This is a genomic window from Pelagibacterium xiamenense, assembly GCF_021166475.1.
GTDB classification, from domain to species: Bacteria; Pseudomonadota; Alphaproteobacteria; order Rhizobiales; family Devosiaceae; genus Pelagibacterium; species Pelagibacterium xiamenense.
This window is the reverse complement of sequence record NZ_JAJOYS010000002.1, coordinates 1-21,020: the sequence shown is the minus strand read 5'-3', so window position 1 is coordinate 21,020 and position 21,020 is coordinate 1. Positions and strand designations below refer to the sequence as shown.

Annotated in this window: 18 protein-coding genes and 1 other annotated feature; of the genes, 13 read left to right on the top strand and 5 right to left on the bottom strand. The window is 61.8% G+C overall.

Annotated features, from left to right (window positions below):
- Positions 1 to 4: 4 nt before the first annotated feature.
- Positions 5 to 1,489 carry a SulP family inorganic anion transporter gene (locus LSG43_RS08005; protein ID WP_231802911.1) on the bottom strand — a complete coding sequence of 495 codons (1,485 nt, stop codon included), beginning with the start codon at positions 1,487 to 1,489 and terminating at the stop codon, positions 5 to 7.
- Positions 1,490 to 1,568: 79 nt separating this feature from the next.
- Positions 1,569 to 1,628 (bottom strand) — a sequence feature (sul1 is cis-regulatory element that is thought to sense ions involved in sulfur or methionine metabolism; They are found in Alphaproteobacteria).
- A gap of 177 nt (positions 1,629 to 1,805) precedes the next feature.
- Here LSG43_RS08005 and panB point away from each other — a divergent pair.
- The 4 genes from panB to LSG43_RS07985 all read left to right on the top strand — a co-directional run bounded on the left by panB (position 1,806) and on the right by LSG43_RS07985 (position 4,957).
- Complete coding sequence (gene panB / locus LSG43_RS08000) at positions 1,806 to 2,651, top strand: 3-methyl-2-oxobutanoate hydroxymethyltransferase (protein WP_231802909.1); 846 nt, start codon at positions 1,806 to 1,808, stop codon at positions 2,649 to 2,651.
- Positions 2,648 to 3,514 carry a pantoate--beta-alanine ligase gene (gene panC, locus LSG43_RS07995; RefSeq protein WP_231802907.1) on the top strand — a complete coding sequence of 289 codons (867 nt, stop codon included), beginning with the start codon at positions 2,648 to 2,650 and terminating at the stop codon, positions 3,512 to 3,514. The genes panB and panC overlap by 4 nt, the downstream gene beginning before the upstream one ends.
- A gap of 125 nt (positions 3,515 to 3,639) precedes the next feature.
- Positions 3,640 to 4,050 carry a VOC family protein gene (locus LSG43_RS07990; protein ID WP_231802905.1) on the top strand — a complete coding sequence of 137 codons (411 nt, stop codon included), beginning with the start codon at positions 3,640 to 3,642 and terminating at the stop codon, positions 4,048 to 4,050.
- Positions 4,051 to 4,087: 37 nt separating this feature from the next.
- The gene (locus tag LSG43_RS07985) at positions 4,088 to 4,957 is read left to right on the top strand and encodes an alpha/beta fold hydrolase (RefSeq protein WP_231802903.1); all 870 of its coding nucleotides are present in this window, start codon (positions 4,088 to 4,090) and stop codon (positions 4,955 to 4,957) included.
- A 1-nt stretch (position 4,958) separates the two neighbouring features.
- On the opposite strand, the gene LSG43_RS07980 is transcribed toward LSG43_RS07985, so the two are convergent.
- The 4 genes from LSG43_RS07980 to LSG43_RS07965 form a co-directional block, all read right to left on the bottom strand.
- Entirely contained in the window at positions 4,959 to 7,667 is a 2,709-nt protein-coding gene (locus LSG43_RS07980) for a sensor histidine kinase (protein ID WP_231802901.1), read from the bottom strand.
- Positions 7,664 to 7,900: a hypothetical protein gene (locus LSG43_RS07975; RefSeq protein ID WP_231802899.1), complete on the bottom strand. Its 237-nt coding sequence runs from the start codon at positions 7,898 to 7,900 to the stop codon at positions 7,664 to 7,666. Before LSG43_RS07975 ends, LSG43_RS07980 begins: the two co-directional genes overlap by 4 nt.
- 13 nt (positions 7,901 to 7,913) lie before the next feature.
- The gene (locus LSG43_RS07970) at positions 7,914 to 8,303 is read right to left on the bottom strand and encodes a response regulator transcription factor (protein ID WP_231802897.1); all 390 of its coding nucleotides are present in this window, start codon (positions 8,301 to 8,303) and stop codon (positions 7,914 to 7,916) included.
- 485 nt (positions 8,304 to 8,788) lie between these two features.
- Entirely contained in the window at positions 8,789 to 10,408 is a 1,620-nt protein-coding gene (locus LSG43_RS07965; protein ID WP_231802895.1) for a helix-turn-helix domain-containing protein, read from the bottom strand.
- Positions 10,409 to 10,596: 188 nt separating this feature from the next.
- On the opposite strand from LSG43_RS07965, the gene LSG43_RS07960 reads away from it, so the two are divergent.
- From LSG43_RS07960 to LSG43_RS07920, 9 genes are all read left to right on the top strand, one after another.
- Positions 10,597 to 11,949: a substrate-binding protein gene (locus LSG43_RS07960; RefSeq protein WP_231802893.1), complete on the top strand. Its 1,353-nt coding sequence runs from the start codon at positions 10,597 to 10,599 to the stop codon at positions 11,947 to 11,949.
- Between the two features lie 76 nt (positions 11,950 to 12,025).
- Positions 12,026 to 13,054, top strand: coding sequence for a branched-chain amino acid ABC transporter permease (locus LSG43_RS07955; protein ID WP_231802890.1), 1,029 nt, complete (start codon positions 12,026 to 12,028; stop codon positions 13,052 to 13,054).
- 4 nt (positions 13,055 to 13,058) lie between these two features.
- Positions 13,059 to 14,210, top strand: coding sequence for a branched-chain amino acid ABC transporter permease (locus LSG43_RS07950; protein ID WP_231802888.1), 1,152 nt, complete (start codon positions 13,059 to 13,061; stop codon positions 14,208 to 14,210).
- Positions 14,211 to 14,216: 6 nt separating this feature from the next.
- Positions 14,217 to 14,984, top strand: coding sequence for an ABC transporter ATP-binding protein (locus LSG43_RS07945; RefSeq protein ID WP_231802886.1), 768 nt, complete (start codon positions 14,217 to 14,219; stop codon positions 14,982 to 14,984).
- A complete protein-coding gene (locus LSG43_RS07940; RefSeq protein WP_231802884.1) occupies positions 14,984 to 15,742 on the top strand; it encodes an ABC transporter ATP-binding protein in 759 nt (252 codons plus the stop codon). The genes LSG43_RS07945 and LSG43_RS07940 overlap by 1 nt, the downstream gene beginning before the upstream one ends.
- Positions 15,743 to 15,894: 152 nt before the next feature.
- On the top strand, positions 15,895 to 17,829 hold the full coding sequence (acs, locus tag LSG43_RS07935; protein ID WP_231802882.1) for an acetate--CoA ligase: 1,935 nt from the start codon (positions 15,895 to 15,897) through the stop codon (positions 17,827 to 17,829).
- Positions 17,830 to 17,969: 140 nt separating this feature from the next.
- Positions 17,970 to 18,971 (top strand): class 1 fructose-bisphosphatase, encoded by a 1,002-nt coding sequence (locus LSG43_RS07930; RefSeq protein WP_231802880.1) that lies wholly within the window; start codon positions 17,970 to 17,972, stop codon positions 18,969 to 18,971.
- A gap of 163 nt (positions 18,972 to 19,134) precedes the next feature.
- Positions 19,135 to 20,421: a TadE/TadG family type IV pilus assembly protein gene (locus tag LSG43_RS07925; protein ID WP_231802878.1), complete on the top strand. Its 1,287-nt coding sequence runs from the start codon at positions 19,135 to 19,137 to the stop codon at positions 20,419 to 20,421.
- 151 nt (positions 20,422 to 20,572) lie between these two features.
- Positions 20,573 to 21,020: GTP-binding protein (locus tag LSG43_RS07920; protein WP_231802876.1), on the top strand; the 448-nt coding region annotated here is incomplete at its 3' end.

Below are 21,020 nucleotides of genomic sequence, written 5' to 3'. Positions count from 1 at the left end.
GCCACTAGTGCCCCATGAGGCTGTCGAGCGCGCCGGGCTTATCGTGGATCGCGAGCTTGTCAACGAGCGTCTCGCTGGCCGCGTTCATTCCGAGAACCTCGACTTCCGCTCCTTCGCGGCGGAATTTGAGAATGACCATGTCGAGTGCCTGGACGCTCGAAATGTCCCAGATATGTGCACGACTTACGTCGATTATGACGCTATCGAGCGCTTCCTTGAAGTCAAAAGCGTTGGTGAAGTCGTCCGTAGATGCGAAAAAGAGCTGACCCTCCACGATATACGTACGCTGGCGGCCATCTTCGGTCGCCGTTGAGGTGACTTTAAAGAGCTGTGCGATTTTCCAGGCAAAGAAGATGCCCGAGAGCAGGACGCCGATGAGAACGCCAATCGCGAGGTTGTGCGTATAGATAACGGTAATGACCGTTGCGAGCATAACGATAGATGAGCTTTTCGGATGGGACGCGAGGTTCTTGATCGAACTCCAGGAAAAGGTGCCGATCGAAACCATGATCATGATCGCCACAAGCGCTGGCATCGGGATCATTGAAACGAGGTCGCCGAGCACGAGGATCAGAAACAGCAGGAATGCGCCTGCAAGAAAGGTCGATAGGCGACCACGACCGCCAGATTTCACGTTGATCATCGATTGGCCGATCATTGCGCATCCTGCCATCCCGCCAATGAAACCGGTTGCGGTATTCGCTATGCCCTGTCCGACGCATTCGAGGTTCTTGTCGGAGCGGGTGTCGGTCAAGTCATCGACGATTTGAGCGGTCATTAGCGATTCGAGAAGCCCAACGACAGCGACCGCCGCCGAGTAGGGCAGAATGATCGAGAGCGTTTCGAAGGTAAGCGGGATCTGCGGGATCAGGAATACCGGCAACGTATCGGGCAATTCGCCCATATCGCCTACCGTACGGACGTCGAGACCGAGAGTCAGCGAGATTGCCGTGAGGACGATGATGCAGATCAGGGGCGAAGGAACGGCTTTGGTGAGATATGGGAAGAGATAGATGATCGCGAGGCCGCCGGCGACGAGGACGTAGGTGATCCAGGTGACGTCGATGAGTTCGGGGAGTTGGGCCATGAAAATCAGGATGGCGAGCGCGTTGACGAAACCGGTCATGACCGATTTTGAGACGAAGCGCATCACATAGCCGAGCCTCAGGAAGCCGGCCCCGATCTGGATGAGACCGGCGAGCACGGTGGCTGCGAGCAGGTACTCCAGACCATGGTCACGTACCAACGTGACCATCAGGACCGCCGTTGCGGCCGTCGCAGCAGAGATCATACCGGGGCGACCGCCGACAAAGGCTATGAGCACCGCGATCGAGAACGAGGCATAGAGCCCGATCTTGGGATCGACGCCGGCGATTATTGAAAAGGCTATGGCTTCGGGGATCAGGGCCAGCGCGACGACGAGGCCGGACAGAATATCGGCGCGGACGTTTCCGAACCATTCGGTGCGATATCGGGTGAGGAAATCCATGCTGCTCTGGTTGTTCTTGCGGTCAGCACAATCGTTCGGCGTTCGGGGCTTGACGTCGAGGCGGCATTGCGCGTGCTGAAGGTGACCGGGGGATGGGCGCCCGGAGAAGCCACTCGACCGGGAGGGGGCCGAGTCCGTTCGAGCTTTCTCTTAAAGGGTACGGGGCCGATTGCAAGTCATGACTGCGATGCGGCCGGTGCATGAGCCAGTTTGCATGGAAGGTATACGAGAGTCGGCCTTTCTTCAGTCAGGCGCTTGGTTTATGACATCTGCAACAAAAAGGGCGTGGTGCAAACGCCCGTTTGCGGAGCGAGCCATGAGCCATTCCCAGCCGGTCAAGGCGCTGACGCCGCCGGATATTCGTACGCGCAAGGGCAAGATGCCGCTTGTTTGCCTTACGGCCTATACGACGCCGATCGCCAGGCTTGTCGATGATCATTGCGACGTTGTTCTTGTGGGGGACAGCGTGGGGATGGTGATGCACGGGCTGGCGTCGACGCTTGAAGTCACCATGGACATGATGGTGATGCACGGAAAGGCCGTGAGGCGTGGACTTTCGAAGGCATTGATGGTCGTCGACATGCCTTTCGGGACTTACGAGGAGGGGCCGGAACAGGCGTTTCGCAACGCGGCGACCCTGATGCGTGAAACCGGATGTGCGGCGGTCAAGCTCGAAGGCGGCGTGCAGATGGCGAAAACCGTCCAGTATCTCACGGCGCGTGCGATCCCCGTGATGGGGCATGTCGGGCTTACGCCGCAATCGGTGAACGCCTTCGGCGGGTACAAGGTTCAAGGCCGGGGAGCGGACGCCAATGCGGTGCTGGCCGATGCCAAAGCCGTCGCGGACGCGGGTGCCTTCGCGGTGGTTATAGAGAAGGTTCCCGACATTCTGGCGCGGCGGATCACGGGGGCCATCGGCGTTCCAACCATTGGGATTGGCGCTTCCGCGCAGTGCGACGGGCAGATCCTGGTGGTCGATGACATGCTGGGCATATTCACCGAATTCCTTCCGAAATTTGTTAAGCGATACGCCGAGCTCGGCGCGACAGCAGAGGCCGCGGTATCGGCCTATGCGGACGACGTCCGTGCGCGGCGGTTTCCCGGGCCCGATCACGTATTCGGGGATTCGCCCAAGGCGCTGCCAAGCGGGACCGAGGGATGAGCATTTCGATTGTCCGAACCGTTGCCGGGCTTCGTGAGCAGATTAACGAGTGGCGGCATGCCGGATATCGCCTGGGGCTCGTGCCGACGATGGGCGCGCTGCATGAGGGGCACCTAAGCCTTGTGCGCCTGGCAAAGGAGCATGCGGATAAGACTGTTGTGACACTTTTCGTCAATCCCAAGCAGTTCAACAGACCCGACGATCTTGCCGCCTACCCGCGCAGCGAGGCCGACGATGCAGGGAAGCTGGCTGGCGTCGGTGCAGACTTGCTGTTCGCGCCCGAACCTGAGGAGATGTATCCGGAAGGATTTTCGACGACCGTTTCGGTCGCGGGCGTGAGCGAAGGGCTTTGCGGCGCGTTTCGGCCGGGACATTTCGACGGGGTAGCCACGGTTGTCGCCAAGCTGTTGTTGCAGAGCCAGCCGGATGTCGCAGTGTTTGGTGAGAAGGATTTCCAACAGCTTGCCGTGATCCGAAGGTTGGTCGCCGATCTCAATATCCCCGTTTCAATCGTCGGGGGGGCGACGGTGCGGGAAGATGACGGGTTAGCGATGTCCTCACGCAATTTGCGGCTGACGGCAAACGGCAGGACGATTGCGTCGCGGCTTAGTGATGCCCTGTTCGGCGCAGCGCAGCAGATCTCGTCGGGAGAGGGGCCAGATGCTGCGATCGCGCGGGCGAAGGCGGAGATATTGGCGGCGGGTTTCTCCGAGGTTGAATATCTCGAGCTACGGGATGCCGGGACGCTAGCTCCCGTGACCCGACCGGGGCGACCGGCGCGATTGCTCGCAGCCGCCTGGCTCGACGGCGTGCGGTTGATCGACAATGTGCCGGTCGGGTATTCCAGCGGAGTCCCACGGTAGCGGCCGGCCACCTGTCGCCGATCCTCAAAAAAATCGCCGGGGATGTCGGAAGCGGTAATGGCGGTTCGTCTTTTGGTGGAGTGAGGGGTAAATCCCCTCACGGCTACCACCCAAGGGGAACCTCAATGCCCAAGATGATTTTCGTGAATCTGCCCGTCAAAGATATCGATGTGTCGATACGCTTCTACGAGGCAATCGGGTGCACCAAGAACGAGCAGTTCAGCGACGAGAACGCTGCGTCGATGGTGTGGTCGGACACCATCGTCTTCATGTTGCTCAAGCACGCGTACTTTTCCACCTTTACGACCAAGCAGATCGCCGACTCCCATAAGACGGCCGAAGTGCTGCTGGCGCTTTCGTGCGAGAGCAGGGAAGAGGTCGATACGCTTGTTCAAGCGGCAGGTGCGTCGGGTGGCACGGCAGACGTTCGTGAGCCGCAGGATCTGGGTTTCATGTATTCGCGCGCCTTTGCCGATCCGGACGGTCACATCTTCGAGCCCGCATACATGAATATGGAAGAAGTGCCTGCTGAATAGCGGCACCAACGCACCGCCTTTTCGAAAGGGAAGAGAAATGTGTCGCACTGCAATTGCTGCCGCTGCCATTCTTGCCGCGGTTCCCGCGCTGGCTCAGTCCGAGCCCGTCGGCGCGTATGTCGATGTCAATGGGATGGATATGTATTACGAGGTTTCGGGCGAGGGCGATCCGCTGATCGTTCTGCATGGGGCCCATATGAACATCCCTTCGATGGGCGAGATCATCCCAGCGTTGGCCGCAACGCATACGGTCTACGCCGTTGAGCTCCAGGGGCACGGGCGTACAAACGATATCGACCGGCCGATCACCTACGGGAACATGGCCGGCGACGTTGCGGCGTTCATGGACGCGGTGGGGCTCGAAGATGCCGACATCTTCGGCTACTCGATGGGTGGGGCCGTCGGTCTGCGGCTTGCCATCGACAATCCCGTGAAGGTCGACCAGCTTGTTGCCGTCTCGGGGATTGCGTTCAGCGTTGAAGGGCTGCAGCCGGCCTACCATGAATTCCTGCCGCAGATGACGGTCGATTTTTTCGTCGGCACTCCTATGGAGGACGCCTATCGTGCGTTGTCGCCAAATCCGGACGGCTATCCGGCGTTTATTGAAAAGATGATCGCGCTCGAGCATGAGCCGTTGGATTGGGAAGAGGATGTGGCGGGGCTCGAAGTGCCCGTTCTGCTTATTGCCGGCGACTCCGATGTCGTGACGCTCGAACATACGGTCGAACTGTTCCGGCTGCTTGGCGGCGGAGTGATGGGTGATATGGGCGTACCCTTGCCGGAGTCGCGCCTCGCTGTGCTGCCGGCAACCTCGCATACCGCAGTGATCGGGCAAACCGATGTGCTGCTGACGTTCACTGAGCAGTTCCTCAACGACGAAACGCCCCGGAGCTTTTTCGAGGAGTAGTTCATCGCGCGATGATCGGAAGCGTTACGCGGAAGCACGCGCCTTCGAGCCAGCCGGGGATCAGGTCGAGCGTGCCGTTCATGCGCGAGATGATCTCCCGCGAGATGGGAAGTCCAAGGCCGGCCCCGGCATAGGGGCCGGTTTCTCCCAGCCGCCCGCGATAGAATTTGTCGAAGATGCGGGCGCGTTCTTCTTCGGCTATCCCCAGGCCGTTGTCGCAAACCTCGACCACGTAGCGATTGTTTTCGATGCGGGAGCGGACCTCGACCTCGGGCTGGATGGCGCCGTTGTATTTGATGGCGTTCGAGATGAGGTTGATGAGAACCTGGCTCAGCCGGTCGGGTTCGGCGAGGACGGTGACATTCCGGGCACGTTCTAAGGCTTCGAGCTTTGTGTTGTTCTGCCGGGCCAATGCATCGCAGACGCGTAGAGCCTGATCGAGCGCGCCCTCGGCGCTGACGGGACGGTTCTCCCAGGAGCGCTCGCCGCGTTCCAATGCGGACAAGTCGAGGATTTCATCGAGCAGGGAGGTGAGGCGGAGGCTTTCCTTGTGGATTGTCCTGACGAATTTTTCCCGCGATTGGTCTTCAAGATCCGCCTCGTTGAGGAGGATTTCGGAGAAGGCGCGGATGGCGGTCATGGGGGTGCGAACCTCGTGGCTGACCTGGCTCAGGAACTCATCCTTCTGCAGGTCGACCTTGCGCAATTGCTGGTTGGCGACCTCGAGCTTTTCTGCAGTGGCGCGCAACTCGTTCGAGGTTTTCTCGAGCTCCTGGGAATATTCGATCGCCTGCTGGGTTTCGTCGGCCATCTGCATGACTTCTTCGAGCGAAATGGCATCGCCTGAAACCACCTTGGAGAGCATAACGTGAGCGGAGGCGGCGCCGATTGAGCCGGCGAGCTCGCGCTCGAGCTTGCGGATGAAGGCGGGGCTGGGCTCGAGACTCGACCAGGGCATGCGGGCCTGCTTGGCCTCTTCCGAAAAGAGCGCAACGGCGCGGCCGTGCCCCAGAACGCGGCGTGCCACAAGGAACAGATCGTCGGCGGCGGCAGAGCCGCGCAAGGGGCCGGCATTTTCGGGGCGGTTGCGGAAGACGTTGAGAAACAGAGCGGCCTGGACGTGCTCGAGCGCCGACTGGCTGGTTATGAGCGAGCCGATAATCAGCACGGAGGTGTTGAGGAAGAGGCTCCAGAAGACCGCGTGAGCGAGAGGGTCGAGGTTTTCGAGGCCGAAGAGAGCCTGCGGGCGCAGCCAGGTTATGCCTGCAGGGCCTTGCGTCATGATCTGAGCGACGAGCTGAGACGAGGAAGAGAAGCTCGGCATGAAGCTCGACCAGAGCCAGACGATGAACCCCACGATGATCGCAGCGGTCGCGGCCTTTGCCGAGGCGTCGCGCCAGAAAAGGCTCGCAAGGATGGCGGGCAGGAATTGCGCGACGCCGGTAAACGAGATCAGCCCGATGGGTGCGAGGGCGTCGGAACCGCGGGTCAGGTAGAAATAGCCGAAGCCCAAAAAGAGAATCAGGATGATCGAGAAGCGGCGGGCGTTGAGGATGATCGCGCGCACACCCTGGCCATCGTCGACGCCGGTATTGGCGGTCATGCGGAGCATGATGGGGACGACGATGTGGTTGGAGACCATGATCGAGAGCGCGATGGATTCGAGGATGATCATCGAGGTCGCCGAGGAGAACCCGCCGATGAAGGCGAAAAGCGCAAGACCGTCCTGGCCGGCGGCGAGCGGCAGGGTCAGGGTGAACATGTCGGGGTTAGACCCCGCCGGCATCGAGGTGAGCCCGTAAAGCGCGATGGGCAGAATGAAGAGGCTCATGGCGAGCATGTAGCCGGGGAAGACCCAGCTTGCCGTGCGCAAATGGCTTTCGTCGGAGTTTTCGACGACGGTGACCTGGAACTGGCGCGGGAGGCAGATGACTGCGCTGGCGGCGAGCAGCGTCATGGCGACCCAGCGATCGCCGAAGGCGTTGCGCTCGTTGATTTCGATGCCGGCCCGGGCGGCGTTGGCGAAGATGGGGTCGATGCCGCCGCCGATATAAAGCACGAAAATGCCGACTGAGATCAGCGCTGTCAGTTTGACGATGGCCTCGAAGGCAATAGCGGCGACGACGCCGTGGTGCTGCTCCTTGGCATCGACATTGCGGGTGCCGAAAAGGATGGTGAACATCGCCATGCCGGCGGCGACGCCGAGCGCGAGGCCAACATCGTCGAGCCCCTCGAGGCTGCCGCGGCCAAATTCCGAGGAGCCGGCAATCGCTTCGATCGAGGATGTGATGGCCTTAAGCTGCAGGGCTATGTAGGGCGCGATGGCGATGACCGCGAGGATTGTGATGAGGACCGCAAGGCGGCTCGACTTGCCGAAGCGTGAGGAGACGAGGTCGGCAATCGACGTGATGCGCTGGTCGTGACTGATGCGGACGAGGCGCCTCAGGATAAACCACCAGCCGAGGAAAACGAGGGTGGGGCCGAGATAGATGGTGACGAATTCCAGCCCCGAGCGCGCGGCGGTGCCGACGGCGCCGTAAAAGGTCCAACTCGTGCAGTAGACAGAGATCGAGAGGGTGTAGACGAAGGGCGAGCGCAGGAAGCTGCCGGCGCGGCGCCGGGTGTGGCTGTCCCCGATATAGGCAATGAGGAACAGAAGGCCGACATAGGCGATGGCCGTGGCGATGACGAGGTCGGCCGTCAGCGTCATTGGTCCTTGTCCCAGCTCTCGACGGATGACGGCTCGTCGAAGGGCAGGGCGGCGGCAAAGCGAAGGGCGCCGATGACGAGCGCGATCCAGAGCCCGAAGATGTAGAGGACCTCCAGCGGCACGCCGAAAAGCGGATCGTCAGTCTGGAACAGCCAGATCACCGGCGGAAAGATGGCGATGGCGCCAAAGAGCGTGAAAAACAGCGAAGCGCCGATGATTTTGCGACGGGTCATCGGATCGATACCGCTAAGACGTGTTCCGGGAGGCGGGGTTGCCGATCATGCGGCGGACAGTGTCGACGACTTCGGCATTGGCGTAGGGCTTGGTGACGAAAACGTCGGCGCCCAGTTCCTCGGCGACGCGGCGGTCCTGTTGCTGACCCTTGGCGGTGAGGACGAGGACGGGCAGGTCGCGGGTCGACTGATCGCCGCGGATCTGCTTGAGCACCTCGAAGCCACTGCGTTTGGGCAGCATGATGTCGAGCACCAGAATGCGTGGCTGCATGCGGCGCACCGCGTCTATGACCGCCTCTCCGTCCATAACCGATGCAATCGACCATCCCGCGCGTTGCAGGACGAAATCGAGAGCTTCGAGAATGGACGGCTCATCCTCCGCGATAAGAATATCGACTGCCAATGTTCCCCCTCCGGTTCCCTCCTCCAAAGGAACGCATGGTTCACATAAACGGAAAGGGCGGGGTTCGCCAAGTGTTCGTTTCGAAGGGGACGGCTGGACATGACTATTCGTCCGGCGGCCTGCAAACCCCGGTGTCAAACAGCGTGGACGGTATGCGGCGAGACGATGCCTCATACTGATAATTTAGATGCGAGGCCCGCCTCGCCGCATACATCCGGGATTTTAGGCTTGGCGTCCGCTCGGGCTGGGGCCAATCCCCGCCAGGTTTCCCCGGTGACCACAGGATCGCTGTGGCTGGCCACGGTGACGTTCGGGCCTCCGCTGGGACGACTCCCATCGGACCCGGACCGGTCCCGCCCAAACGTTCGTTGCGCTCGCGCCCATAAAAGCGGGTCCGTAACGCGCATCATAGGCGAGGTTAGAGAGGCGGGGATAAGTTTGGGGCAAGAGGCCTGGCTGGCGGCCGAATCGGCCCGACTACCGCACTACTCGGCGGTGTCGGGCGCCACGGCGGCCAAAGAATGGGCGGGGAGGTCGGCGCCGCCCGGAGCCCAGGCGTCTTCCTGGCGGGAGGCGCAGTCGGAGCGGGTACATAGGCGGCAAGTGGGGCCAACGGGGATGTCGGCCTGGGCGTCGGTGAGGTCCAGGCCGTCGGCGTAGACTGTTTCATCGGCGTGAAGGATGTCAGTGACCAGCAGGATGGAGTGAGGCAAGGCCTGGTCGGCGAAACCCGAGGAACGTCGGGTTACAGCCTTGGCGATGAAGAGAAAGCGCGAGCCGTCGGAAAACCGCGCAACCTGCCGGACGACCGCGCCGGGGGTGCGGAAGGCCGAATAGAGGGCCCAAAGCGGACAGGCATGGCCGGTGTGCGGAAGCAGCAGGCCGGGGATAGGGAAGTGTTTGGTCAGACGCCCGGCGGGGTCGGCGCGCAGGAAACCGAAGGGAATGCCCTGGTCGTCCTCGCGTCTGAGTGTCACCAGGCGATGAGCGATCTGCTCGAAGCTGGCGTTGTATCGTTCAGCGAGTGCATCGACGTCGTAGCGCTGTGCCCGGGCGTCGGCGAGGAAGGCGTCGTATGGAAACACAATGGCGCCGGCGAGGTAGGAGCCCAGATAGCGACGGGCCATGCGGCGAGCGGCCGCGCTTGTGAGCGCAGGGCCGGCGGCGATGGCGTCGAGGGTTTCGTGAGCCCTCAACTGAGCGAACAGGCGCGCCATCTGGAACTGGCGGGTGGACTGGGGGACGGTATTGCGGAACCAGAGCGTGCGGGCTTCCTCGTCAAAGCCGAAGGCGCGGCCGGCCTCGTGGAGTTCGGCGGGCAGACGTGTGGCCCGACGGACAACGATCGCGTCCTCGGTCTCGAGCGCGGACTGCAGTGTGGTTTCGCTAAACGGGCCGTGCCGGTCTATCCGGGCGCGCAGGGCCTCCGCGCTGGCTTCGAGGTCGGGGAAATAATTCTGCGCGGCGAAGATCATGTCGTCGACCTCGCGGCGGATCGAGGCGCTGCGGCGGGCGCTGCTGGCCTGGTCGAACTGGCCGATGAGGTTGCGCGCGACAGCCGAGAGGCCCTTGGTCTCGCGGGTGATCGAACCGATAAAGCGCTGGCGTTCCTCCCCGCTCAGGTCCTCGATATCTTCGAGAATTTCGGCGCCGGCGCGCACGGCGGTGATGCCCGAGAGGATTTGGTGGAGCAACTGGCTCAATAGAGGGTCGGCGCGCAGGCGATTGGCATAGGCGTCGGCATTGGCGTTGGCGGTGCCGTAGGCGCGGTAGAGGCGGGCGATGAGCTGGGCGGTTTCCGGAGCGGTGGCGACGAGGGCGCGGGCTTCGTCGAGACCCATGTTCGATCCCGCAAGGACCGGATCGGCGAAGGCCTCTACGAGTTCATGCATCAGGCGGTGCTCGGCCTCGCCGGTGAGCGCGTCGAGGTCCACTTCGAGTTCGGCCGCGATGCGCGCGAGGAGCATGCCGCCGACCTGGCGCTTGTTGGCTTCGATGAGGTTGAGGTAGCTCGGGGATATCTCGACCTGCCGCGCCAGAGCCGCCTGCGAGATGCCCAAAGCCTTGCGGCGTGTTGCGATTTTCAGCCCGATCGGTGCGCGCATGGACCTCCCCATTCCCGCCATTGTGTCAACGAATTTACAACATACTTCGGAATGGAGTGCAATAATTTACAAAATTTATGTGGATTTACAATGGGATATTGCGCGGCTGTTAATGGAAGCGGATAGTGTCACCCCAGCGGTGAGCATCGGCATGAAGATTCGAGCCTCCGCAACAAAGGAGGAGATTAATGAGCTTTAAAAAACGCGGTATCAGCCGCCGGAGCGTCATGAAGACCGGCCTGGCCGGTATTCTTGCGACCGGCGTTTCACCCATGATGTTCTCCAGGGGAGCATGGGGACAGGAGTTCTGCAACGCCCCGACGGGCGATACGGTGACGCTCGGTTTCAACGTGCCGCTGACGGGCGCTTATGCGGATGAGGGCGCAGACGAATTGCGCGCGTTCGAGCTGGCCGTCGAGCACCTCAATGGCGAGGGCGACGGAGGCATGATCCCGACGTTTTCGTCCGACACGCTGACAGGCAACGGCATTCTGGGCAAGCGGGTCGAATTCGTGACCGGCGACACGCAGACCCAGTCGGATGCGGCGCGCGATTCCGCGCGGCGCATGGTCGAACGCGACGGCGCGGTCATGATTTCGGGCGGGTCGTCCTCCGGCGTCGCGATCGCGGTGCAAGGGCTTTGTCAGGAGATGGGCGTCATCTTCATGGCGGCGCTGACGCACTCGAACGACACGACGGGCAAGGACAAGCGCCGGTACGGCTTCCGCCACTTCTTCAACGCCTATCAGACCGGCGTCGGGCTGGGCCCGCAACTCGGTGCCGCTTATGGCCCCGACCGCCGGGCCTATCACCTGACCGCCGACTACACCTGGGGCTGGACCACCGAGGAATCGGTGATGGCGGCGACCGAGGCGCAGGGTTGGGAAACCGTAGAAACCGTACGTACTCCGGTGGGTGCCGGCGATTTCTCGCAGTACATCACCCCGGTTCTGAACTCCGGGGCGGACGTCCTGATCCTCAACCACTACGGGTTTGACGGCATCAACTCGTTGACCCAGGCCGTGCAGTTCGGTCTCAAGGACCGCCAGGCGAACGGCAAGGACTTCAAGATCGTCCTGCCGCTGGTTTCCGATCTTATGGCTGCCGGTGCCGGGGATGCGATGCAGGAGGTTTACGGAACCTCGAACTGGTATTGGAGCCTGCAGGACGAGGGCTCGAAGGCGTTCACCGCGTCGTTCGGCGCGAAATACGGCCAGCCGCCGAGCCAGGCAGCACACACGTCCTATGTGCAAACGCTGCTTTACGCCGATGCTGTCGAGCGGGCCGGAACGTTCTACCCACCCGAAGTCATCCGTGCGCTCGAAGACTACGAGTTCGACGGGCTGGGCAACGGGCCGACGCTTTATCGCGGTTCGGATCACCAGTGCTTCAAAGACGTCTATGTCGTGCAGGGAAAGGCCGAGCCTTCCAACCAGTTCGACCTGCTCGAAGTGGTCAACACCGCCTCGCGCGACAGCGTCACCTACGACCCGGCGATCTTCGGCGGCGAGCTCGGGCCTTACGATCCAGGCATGTGCTGACGCAAGGCCATTCTAGCCGCTTTTCTGTCCGGCCGCTCCGGCGGCCGGGCAAGACCATCGTTCTGGAGCCAAATCAATGGATGCCATACTCGCGCAACTGCTCAACGGGCTGGACAAGGGCGGCGCCTATGCGCTGATCGCCTTGGGACTGACCCTGGTTTTCGGCACTCTGGGCGTCGTCAATTTCGCCCATGGTGCCCTGTTCATGCTCGGCGCGTTCTGCGCTGTCGCCTTCAGGGCGTTCATTACGATGGAAACGGTGACCATCGACGAGACGCAATTGTCTCCCTGGGGCTCACCCCTGGAGGTGCGGACCCCCATGGCGGAGCAGTGGTTCGGCGAATGGGGCGCCGTGATGGTCGACTATTCGGTGCCGATTTCCATTCTGGTCGCCATTCCGGTGATGCTGCTGATCGGTATCGCCATGGAGCGGGGGCTCATCAAGCATTTCTACAAGCGCACGCACGCAGAGCAGATCCTTGTGACGTTCGGGCTTGCGATCGTGCTCCAGGAACTGGTCAAGACGTTTTTTGGCCCCAACCCGTGGCCGCAACCCGTGCCGGCCGATTTCCGCGGCGCTGCCGATGTCGGCGCGTGGATCGGCCTGCAGGCCGGGGCGGTCACATATCCGCTGTGGCGGCTGGTTTATCTTCTGTTTTCGGTTGTCGTGATCGGAGCCGTGTTCGCGTTCTTGCGGTTTACCACCTTCGGGATGGTGGTGCGCGCGGGCATGGCGGACCGGGAGACGGTCGGGCTTTTGGGTATCAATATCGACAGGCGCTTCACGATCATGTTCGGGATCGCGGCGGTTGTCGCGGGGCTCGCGGGGGTGATGTACACGCCGCTGTTGCCGCCCAACTACCATCTGGGGATGGATTTCCTCGTCCTGTCGTTTGTCGTTGTCGTCGTCGGAGGCATGGGCTCGCTGCCCGGTGCGGTGGCGGCGGGGTTCCTTCTGGGAATCCTGCAGTCCTTCGCTTCGATGACGCAGGTGAAGGCGCTCATTCCAGGGATCGACCAGATTATCATCTATCTGGTCGCGGTGATCATTCTTCTTGTGATGCCCCGGGGCCTTCTTGGCCGACGTGGCGTGATGGAGGGCTAGGACCATGGATTTTCTTCGCCTTCCGAAAAAGGACCTCATCACCTTCGCGGTCTTCTCGGTGGTTGTTCTGACCATGCCGATCTGGCTGCAGCCGTTCGGCGCCGCCTATCCGGGGCTGATGCAGAAGTTCGTGATCTTCGCGATCCTGGCCGTAGGGTTCAATATCCTCTTCGGGCTTACCGGCTATCTGAGCTTCGGGCACGCAGCGTTTCTGGGCGTGGGGTCCTATACGGCGGTGTGGTCGTTCAAGCTTTTGACCATGGACGCCATCCCGGCGTTGATCTTCGCGGTCGTAATGGGCGGGGTGTTCGCGCTGGCGATCGGCTATGTGAGCCTGCGGCGCTCGGGGATCTACTTTTCGATCCTGACGCTCGCCTTCGCGCAGATGAGCTACAATCTCGCCTATTCGGTTTTAACACCGATCACCAATGGCGAGACGGCGCTTCAACTCGCTCGCACCGATCCGCGCATTATCGATGGGTTGTTCGGAGAAGCCGGGGCCGGGTTGCCCTCGCCGAGCCTTCTGGGGGCAAACCTCAACGGGTTCGAGGCCTTCTACCTGTGCGCGGTGGTGCTGCTCGTCTCGTTCTTTATCGCCCAGAAGATCTTTGTCTCGCCGTTCGGGATGATGCTGCGGGCGATCAAGTCAAACCAGACGCGAATGAGCTATACCGGGTTCAATACGCGGCCCTATGCGCTGGCGGCCTTCGTCATCTCGGGGATGTATGCGGGGCTCGCGGGCGGGCTGCTTGCGATAACGGACCCTCTTGCGGGCGCCGAGCGCATGCAGTGGACGGCGTCGGGGGAGATCGTGCTGATGACCATCCTCGGGGGCGTCGGCACGATGATCGGGCCGGTCATCGGGGCTTGGCTTATCAAATATCTCGAGAACATCTTCTCGGCCTTCAACGAGGGCACGCTGCATCGGGTCTTCTCGTTCCTGCCCGACGGGGTCGAAGAATGGGTCGTGCTGATCGCCTCGAAGTTCGTCGGGGAAGGCTGGCATTTGACGCTGGGGCTCGTCTTCATGCTGGTCGTGATTTTCCTGCCTGGCGGGATCATGGAAGGAGTTCGGCGTTTGCGCGCCGCTTTTCCCTCCGGTTCCTCGGCGCGGCGAAACCGGCGTAACGAACTCAACCCCTCGGCAGCGGAGTAGTTGGCGATGAACATGCGAGAAAACGTCGTCCTGCACGTTGCGGACGTTCACAAGAACTTCGGCGGACTGCACGCGCTGGCCGATATCGACCTGGCGGTCGAGGAAGGCAAGACACACGCGATCATCGGGCCGAACGGGGCGGGTAAGTCGACGCTCCTCAACGTCATCATCGGGCGCATTCCGCCCACCAGCGGGGCGGTGGTGTTCGACGGCGAGGTGCTTACGGGCAAGAAGCCGCACGAGATCAACCAGCTGGGGGTGAGCCGCGTGTTTCAGACACCGGAGATCTTTCCCGAGCTCTCGGTGCTCCACAACGTCATGACCCCCGCCTTTGCCAAGCGCGACGGGGCGTTCCGGATCAATATGACCCGGCCGCTCGACGGGGAGGCGGCGATCCGGGAGGAAGCCGAGGCGATGCTTGAGGATGTCGGGCTCGCCGAGCGGATCGGCGAGCACGCCGGGGCGCTTTCGCGCGGGGACAAGCGGCGGCTGGAGTTGGCGATGTGTCTTATCCAGAAACCCAGGCTGCTGCTGCTCGACGAGCCGACGGCGGGCATGAGCCGGCACGATACCAACACGACCATCGAGCTTTTGAAGAAGATCAAGAGCCGTGGAATGACCAAGGTCATCATCGAACACGACATGCACGTGGTCTTCTCGCTTGCGGACACGATTTCCGTGCTCGCGGGCGGACGTATCATTTCCGAGGGATTGCCGGACGCTGTCCGGGGCGATCCGCGGGTGCAGGAAGCCTATCTCGGAGGAGCGCACTGATGAGCGCACTTGAAAAGGTCAACGAAGAGGGCGTTTCGATCTCTACAGAGGCCACGCCGTTCTTTGCGGTCAGCGATATCCATGCCTACTATGGGGAGAGCTATATTGTGCAGGGGGTGTCCTTCGACATCCAGCACAGTGAAATCCTTGCACTTCTGGGCCGGAACGGGGCGGGCAAGACGTCGACGCTGCGGACGCTGGCGCGATTGGACAATCCCAGCCTGCAAAAAGGCGAAATCTGGCTCGACGGGATGCCGGTCCACAGGATGCGGGCGTTCGAGGCCTCGCGGGCCGGGATTCAGCTCGTGCCGGAGGACCGGCGGATCATCCAGGGGCTGACTGTGGAGGAAAACCTCACGCTCGCACAGGTAGCGCCCGGCGGGGGCTGGGACCTCGACCGGATTTACGGGCATTTCCCGCGGCTCGCCGAGCGGCGCAGGCAGGAGGGTACGACGCTTTCGGGCGGCGAACAGCAGATGCTCGCGATCGCGCGGGCACTGGCGCGGGACATCAAGCTATTGCTGCTCGATGAGCCCTATGAAGGGTTGGCGCCGGTGATCGTGCAGGAGATCGAGGGGATTTTGCAGGAGATCAAGCAATTGGGGATCACCACCGTGATCGTCGAGCAGAACGCTGTGGCCGCGCTCAAGCTCGCCGACCGGGCGGTGATCCTCGATACCGGCGAGGTTGCCTATTCGGGCAGCGCGCAGGAGGTGCTCGACAACGCGGAATTGCGGCACGAGTACCTGGCGATTTAAGGGCGCCCCCCCAATGCCTAAGGCCTCCCCCTGAAGGGGAGGGAAAGGCCGCGCCTCGACAGACGCGGCCCGGCCGCCGGTGCGGCGCAGTCCCCTTGGGGTGCGGAGCAGGGGCGTCCTTAATATCCAATTCAGTTTCCGGGAGGTTGGAGATGAACGTTCACGCCAATCCGCTCAAAGCGACCCATTCGCGGCTGTCGCCGGCGGAGTTCGAGAAAAGAAGCAAGGCGGCGCTTGCCGATCCGGAGGGATTTTGGGGCGAGGAAGGCAAGCGGCTGGACTGGATCAAGCCGTATACCAGGGTGAAGAACACCCGTTTTGCGTACCCCGACGTCTCGATCAAATGGTTCGAGGACGGGGTTCTGAACGTTTCGGCCAATTGCATCGACCGGCATCTGGAAAACAACGGTGACAAGGCGGCGATCATCTGGGAACCGGACGATCCCAAGGCTGAGGCGCGGGTAATCACGTACCGGCAATTGCACGAGGAAGTGTGCCGGTTTGCGAACGTGCTCAAGAGTTTTGGCGTCAGGAAGGGTGAGCGGGTCACGATCTACCTGCCAATGATTCCGGAGGCGGCGTATGCGATGCTCGCCTGCGCGCGGATCGGGGCGATCCATTCGGTAGTCTTCGGCGGGTTTTCGCCCGATGCGCTGGCCGGACGGATTAACGATTGCGATGCGCGGGTGGTGATCACGGCGGACGAGGGCCGGCGCGGCGGCAAGGCGGTGCCTCTCAAGGCCAATGTCGATAAGGCGCTCGAGGATTGCCCGGGCGTTGAAAAGGTGCTCGTCGTTGAAAATACGGGCAATTCCGTTGCCATGAAGGGGGCGCGCGACGTCTGGTGGCACGAGGCGGCAGCAGGCGTCGAACCCTTCTGCGAGCCCGAGCCGATGAATGCGGAAGCCCCGCTCTTCATCCTTTATACCTCGGGTTCGACCGGCAAGCCCAAGGGTGTGCTGCACACCTCGGGCGGATACCTCGTCTGGGCGTCCTTAACCCATGAAATGATCTTCGATCCACAACCCAATGATATTTATTGGTGTGCTGCCGATGTGGGGTGGGTCACGGGGCACACCTATATCGTCTACGGCCCCCTGGCCAACGGGGTGACGACGGTGATGTTCGAGGGCGTGCCGAACTGGCCGGACGCTTCGCGGCTCTGGCAGGCGGTGGACCGGCACAAGGTCAGCATCCTTTATACGGCGCCGACTGCGATCCGCGCGCTCATGGGCGCGGGCACCGCATTTGTGGAGGGAGCCGATCTTTCGAGCCTGCGGCTTCTGGGAACGGTCGGCGAACCGATCAACCCGGAGGCCTGGCAATGGTACCACGCCAATGTGGGCCGGGGACGGTGCGAGATCGTGGATACCTGGTGGCAGACCGAGACCGGTGGAGCGATGATCACGCCGCTGCCGGGGGTGATCGCGACAAAGCCGGGTTCGGCGACAAAGCCGTTCTTCGGGGTGGATACACGGGTCCTGGCACCCGAGGGACAGGAGATTGCCGAGATAGAGGCCGAGGGCGTTCTGGTTGTCGCCGATAGCTGGCCGGGGCAGATGCGGACCGTTTGGGGCGATCATCAGCGGTTCGTCGAGACCTATTTCTCGACCTATAAGGGTTTTTATTTCACCGGTGACGGCGTGCGGCGGGATCCAGATGGGTATTACTGGATCACCGGCCGCGTGGATGACGTGCTCAATGTTTCCGGGCACCGGCTCGGGACGGCTGAGATCGAAAGCGCGCTCGTTGCGCATCCTAAGGTCTCCGAGGCTGCCGTGGTCGGATATCCACACGCGCTTAAGGGGCAGGGGATCTACTGCTATGTCACCCTGATGGCCGGTGAGACCGAAAGCGATGACCTTGCGACGGAACTGCGCAATTGGGTACGCAAGGAAATCGGGCCGATCGCTTCCCCGGACCTGCTCCAGTTCGCGCCGGGGCTGTCGAAAACGCGCTCGGGCAAGATCATGCGGCGCATCCTGCGCAAGATTGCCGAGAACGAGTTTTCAGCGCTGGGCGATACCTCGACACTGGCCGATCCGGCGGTGGTCGACAACCTGATCGCGAACCGCAAGAACCGTTGAACGCGACCATTGCGGCGGATGGGCCCCGGCGGGATGTCCTGCCGGGGTTTTTCGGTTGCATTGGACTTTGGTCGTTCTGGACAGTGCGGCAGACGGCTGGTCATAAGAGAGGTCCGACTACACGCAAAAAGGATGAGACTTTGGCCCGCACGACGCTTGAAAGCTGGATGAAAGCCCAATCCATTCCCGCGCCGCTGGCTCGAATTTTCGCGATGACCGCCGATTGCGGGATTGAAATTTCGGTGGCGCTGCGGGTGGCCACGGCGTCCGGGCAGAACGGCAAGGCCGGAAGCGTCAATGTGCAAGGTGAGGAGCAGAAGGCGCTCGACATCGTCGCCAACGACATCTTTCTGCGCCGGGGAGCGGCGAGCGGTGTGCTTTCGGCGATGGTGTCCGAGGAACTCGAGGACATCTGGCCCGTAGAGGCGGCCGGGCCGGATGCGCGATACGCTCTGGTGTTCGATCCGCTCGATGGCTCGTCCAACCTCGAGGTCAACGGGGCCGTGGGATCGATCTTCTCGGTGCTCGATATCGGCAAGGCCGCCGGGGTAACAAAAGAGGACGTGCTGCAGACGGGCACACAGCAAGTGGCCGCCGGCTATATCCTTTACGGGCCTGCGACTGTGCTCGTGCTGACCACCGGCGAGAGCGTCACCATGTTCGGGCTCGATGAGGTCGCAGCGGAATTTGTCCTTGTCGAGGACGGGGTGCAGATCCCGGTCGAGGCCAATGAATTCGCGATCAATATGTCACGCTACCACCAGTGGTATGCGCCGACGCGGGGGTTCATAGAGGACTGTCTCAGCGGCAAAGATGGGCCTTTGGGCAAGCCCTACAATATGCGCTGGTGTGCGGCGATGGTGGCCGATTTGCACCGGATTTTGTGCCGGGGCGGGGTTTTTCTTTACCCCGAAGACGAAGGCACGAAGGCGCGCGGGGGGCGGTTGCGGCTGATGTACGAGGCCAATCCGATGAGCCTTATCGTGGAGGCGGCCGGTGGAGCGGCGTCGACGGGAACGACGCGGGTCCTTTCGATCGAACCCTCCGACCTGCACCAGCGGGTGGGCATCATTATCGGGTCGCGCGCAGAGGTGGAAACGGCGTGTCAATATTATGCGGACCGGGCGCGGCCTTATCCCTAACGTAAGGCTAAGGGTTTCGCTGAGATTCTCTTCACCCGTGTAAATTTACCGAAAATACATGCGGATATAGTGTCTTGTACTTAGGCAAGCGCCGTTGAATCCGGACTTGCTGGAGTCCGGCCGCTTTTTCGGTCGGCACAGGACACTTTGCGGGGCGCATTGAATGGCGAATTTCCGGACCGATGAACAGGGCGTCGTTGCCGTCATCTTCGCGCTGATGGCGATACCGTTCATTGCCATGGCGGGCTGGGCCGTTGATTATGTGCGGATCAAGCACGTGCACGACTTCCTCCAGGCGCAGGTCGATGCGGCGGCGCTCAATGCGCTGGTGGGAGTGACCACGGACGATCTCGAAGATTGTCTGGTGCCCAATGACCTCTGGGAGCCGGTTTTCGACGCCGCCATGGCCGCGCAGTACGATGGAAGATGGGCGGACAACGTGCTCGTGGTGGGCGAGTGTCTGAACGAGATTGACTATCGGGTTGCCGCGCGCGCCGATGTGCCGCTTGCCTTCATCAAGCTGATGCCGGGAATACCCGATACCCAGGCGGTGGCGGTAGCGGCAACGGCACGGCTGATCGAGCCCGTGGAGAAGCGCGGGGCGCCGGTCAGTACCTTTCTCGATAGTGAGGCCGGCGACTACAATCGGCTCTGGATGTATTGCTATTGGGAAGACCGGCCGGAGGGTGACCCCGACCGGCCCAAACGCACGCAAATGGTACCGATTGCCGATAATGGCGGATCGGAATTTATCGCAGACCTGGGGGTCGACGAAGAGGACCGTATCGACGACCCCCCAAAAGACCCCTACCTTGCTGCAGAGTATGCCGAAGTCATCGCGACCTACGAGGAGGGCCTCGATGGCCGTGAGCAGGGCATCTGGAGGTTGGAGAGCGGGGCGGGTACAGGCGACCGGACCTACCGGTATTTCATGCCGAACTGTGAGGATGGCTCGCATTTGAGCTTCCGTCTTGAGAATGTGCGATTTGCACGACATTCGCCGCAGTTCTGGGACAGCGGCAGCCCTACGAACAATGAGGGCGACAGGCATACGGGCCGGTTCAACTACTATACCGATACCGTCTTCACCGATGACGGCGTCGAAGACTATGAGGGCCTGCGTCATCCCGACTCCAACCTGCCGGTGGATATTGTGGAGACCGTGCTCTGCGATACGGTTGACGAATGTACGAAAGTGAGCGCCGGCGGCGTGGTGCCGGAAGGAACCGGCCGCACACCCGAACGGGCTTCGGGAGTCTGTGAATCCACCGAGAGCGAGACCAAGTATATGTACTATGGCTGGGAAGACCGTCCTCCGGGACAAACCGGTGCTTCGGGCTCTTGGCGGGACTATGCCTGGACCGACAGGGATTTCGATGACATTACGGTCGTTATCCAGTGCCCCTATTTCTCAGTCGACGGTGAGCGCAACGCCCGCCTCATCGACTAACGGCCGGGCGAGGGCGGGGAGTGAAGATGTATCTCCGCCTCCTGGCCTCCCCTTGACGACGTCGTTTGGCGGTGTGCCCAAAAAGCACTTGTTTCTCCGACCTCAAGCAGTTAAACGCCGCAGCAGTTTCAACTCCTACTGGTTGTGAGCGATGGGCAAGGAAAAGTTTTCACGTAACAAGCCGCACTGCAACATTGGCACGATTGGTCACGTTGACCATGGCAAGACGAGCCTGACAGCGGCGATCACGAAGGTTCTGGCGGAGACCGGGGGCGCGACGTTCTCGGCGTACGACCAGATCGACAAGGCGCCTGAAGAGAAGGCGCGCGGGATCACGATTTCGACGGCGCACGTGGAATACGAGACCGAGAAGCGGCACTATGCGCACGTGGACTGCCCGGGCCACGCCGACTATGTGAAGAACATGATCACCGGCGCGGCGCAGATGGACGGTGCGATCTTGGTGGTTTCGGCGGCTGACGGCCCGATGCCGCAGACGCGCGAGCACATCCTTCTGGCGCGCCAGGTTGGCGTTCCGGCGCTTGTCGTGTTCCTGAACAAGGTCGACCAGGTCGACGACGAGGAGCTTCTGGAGCTCG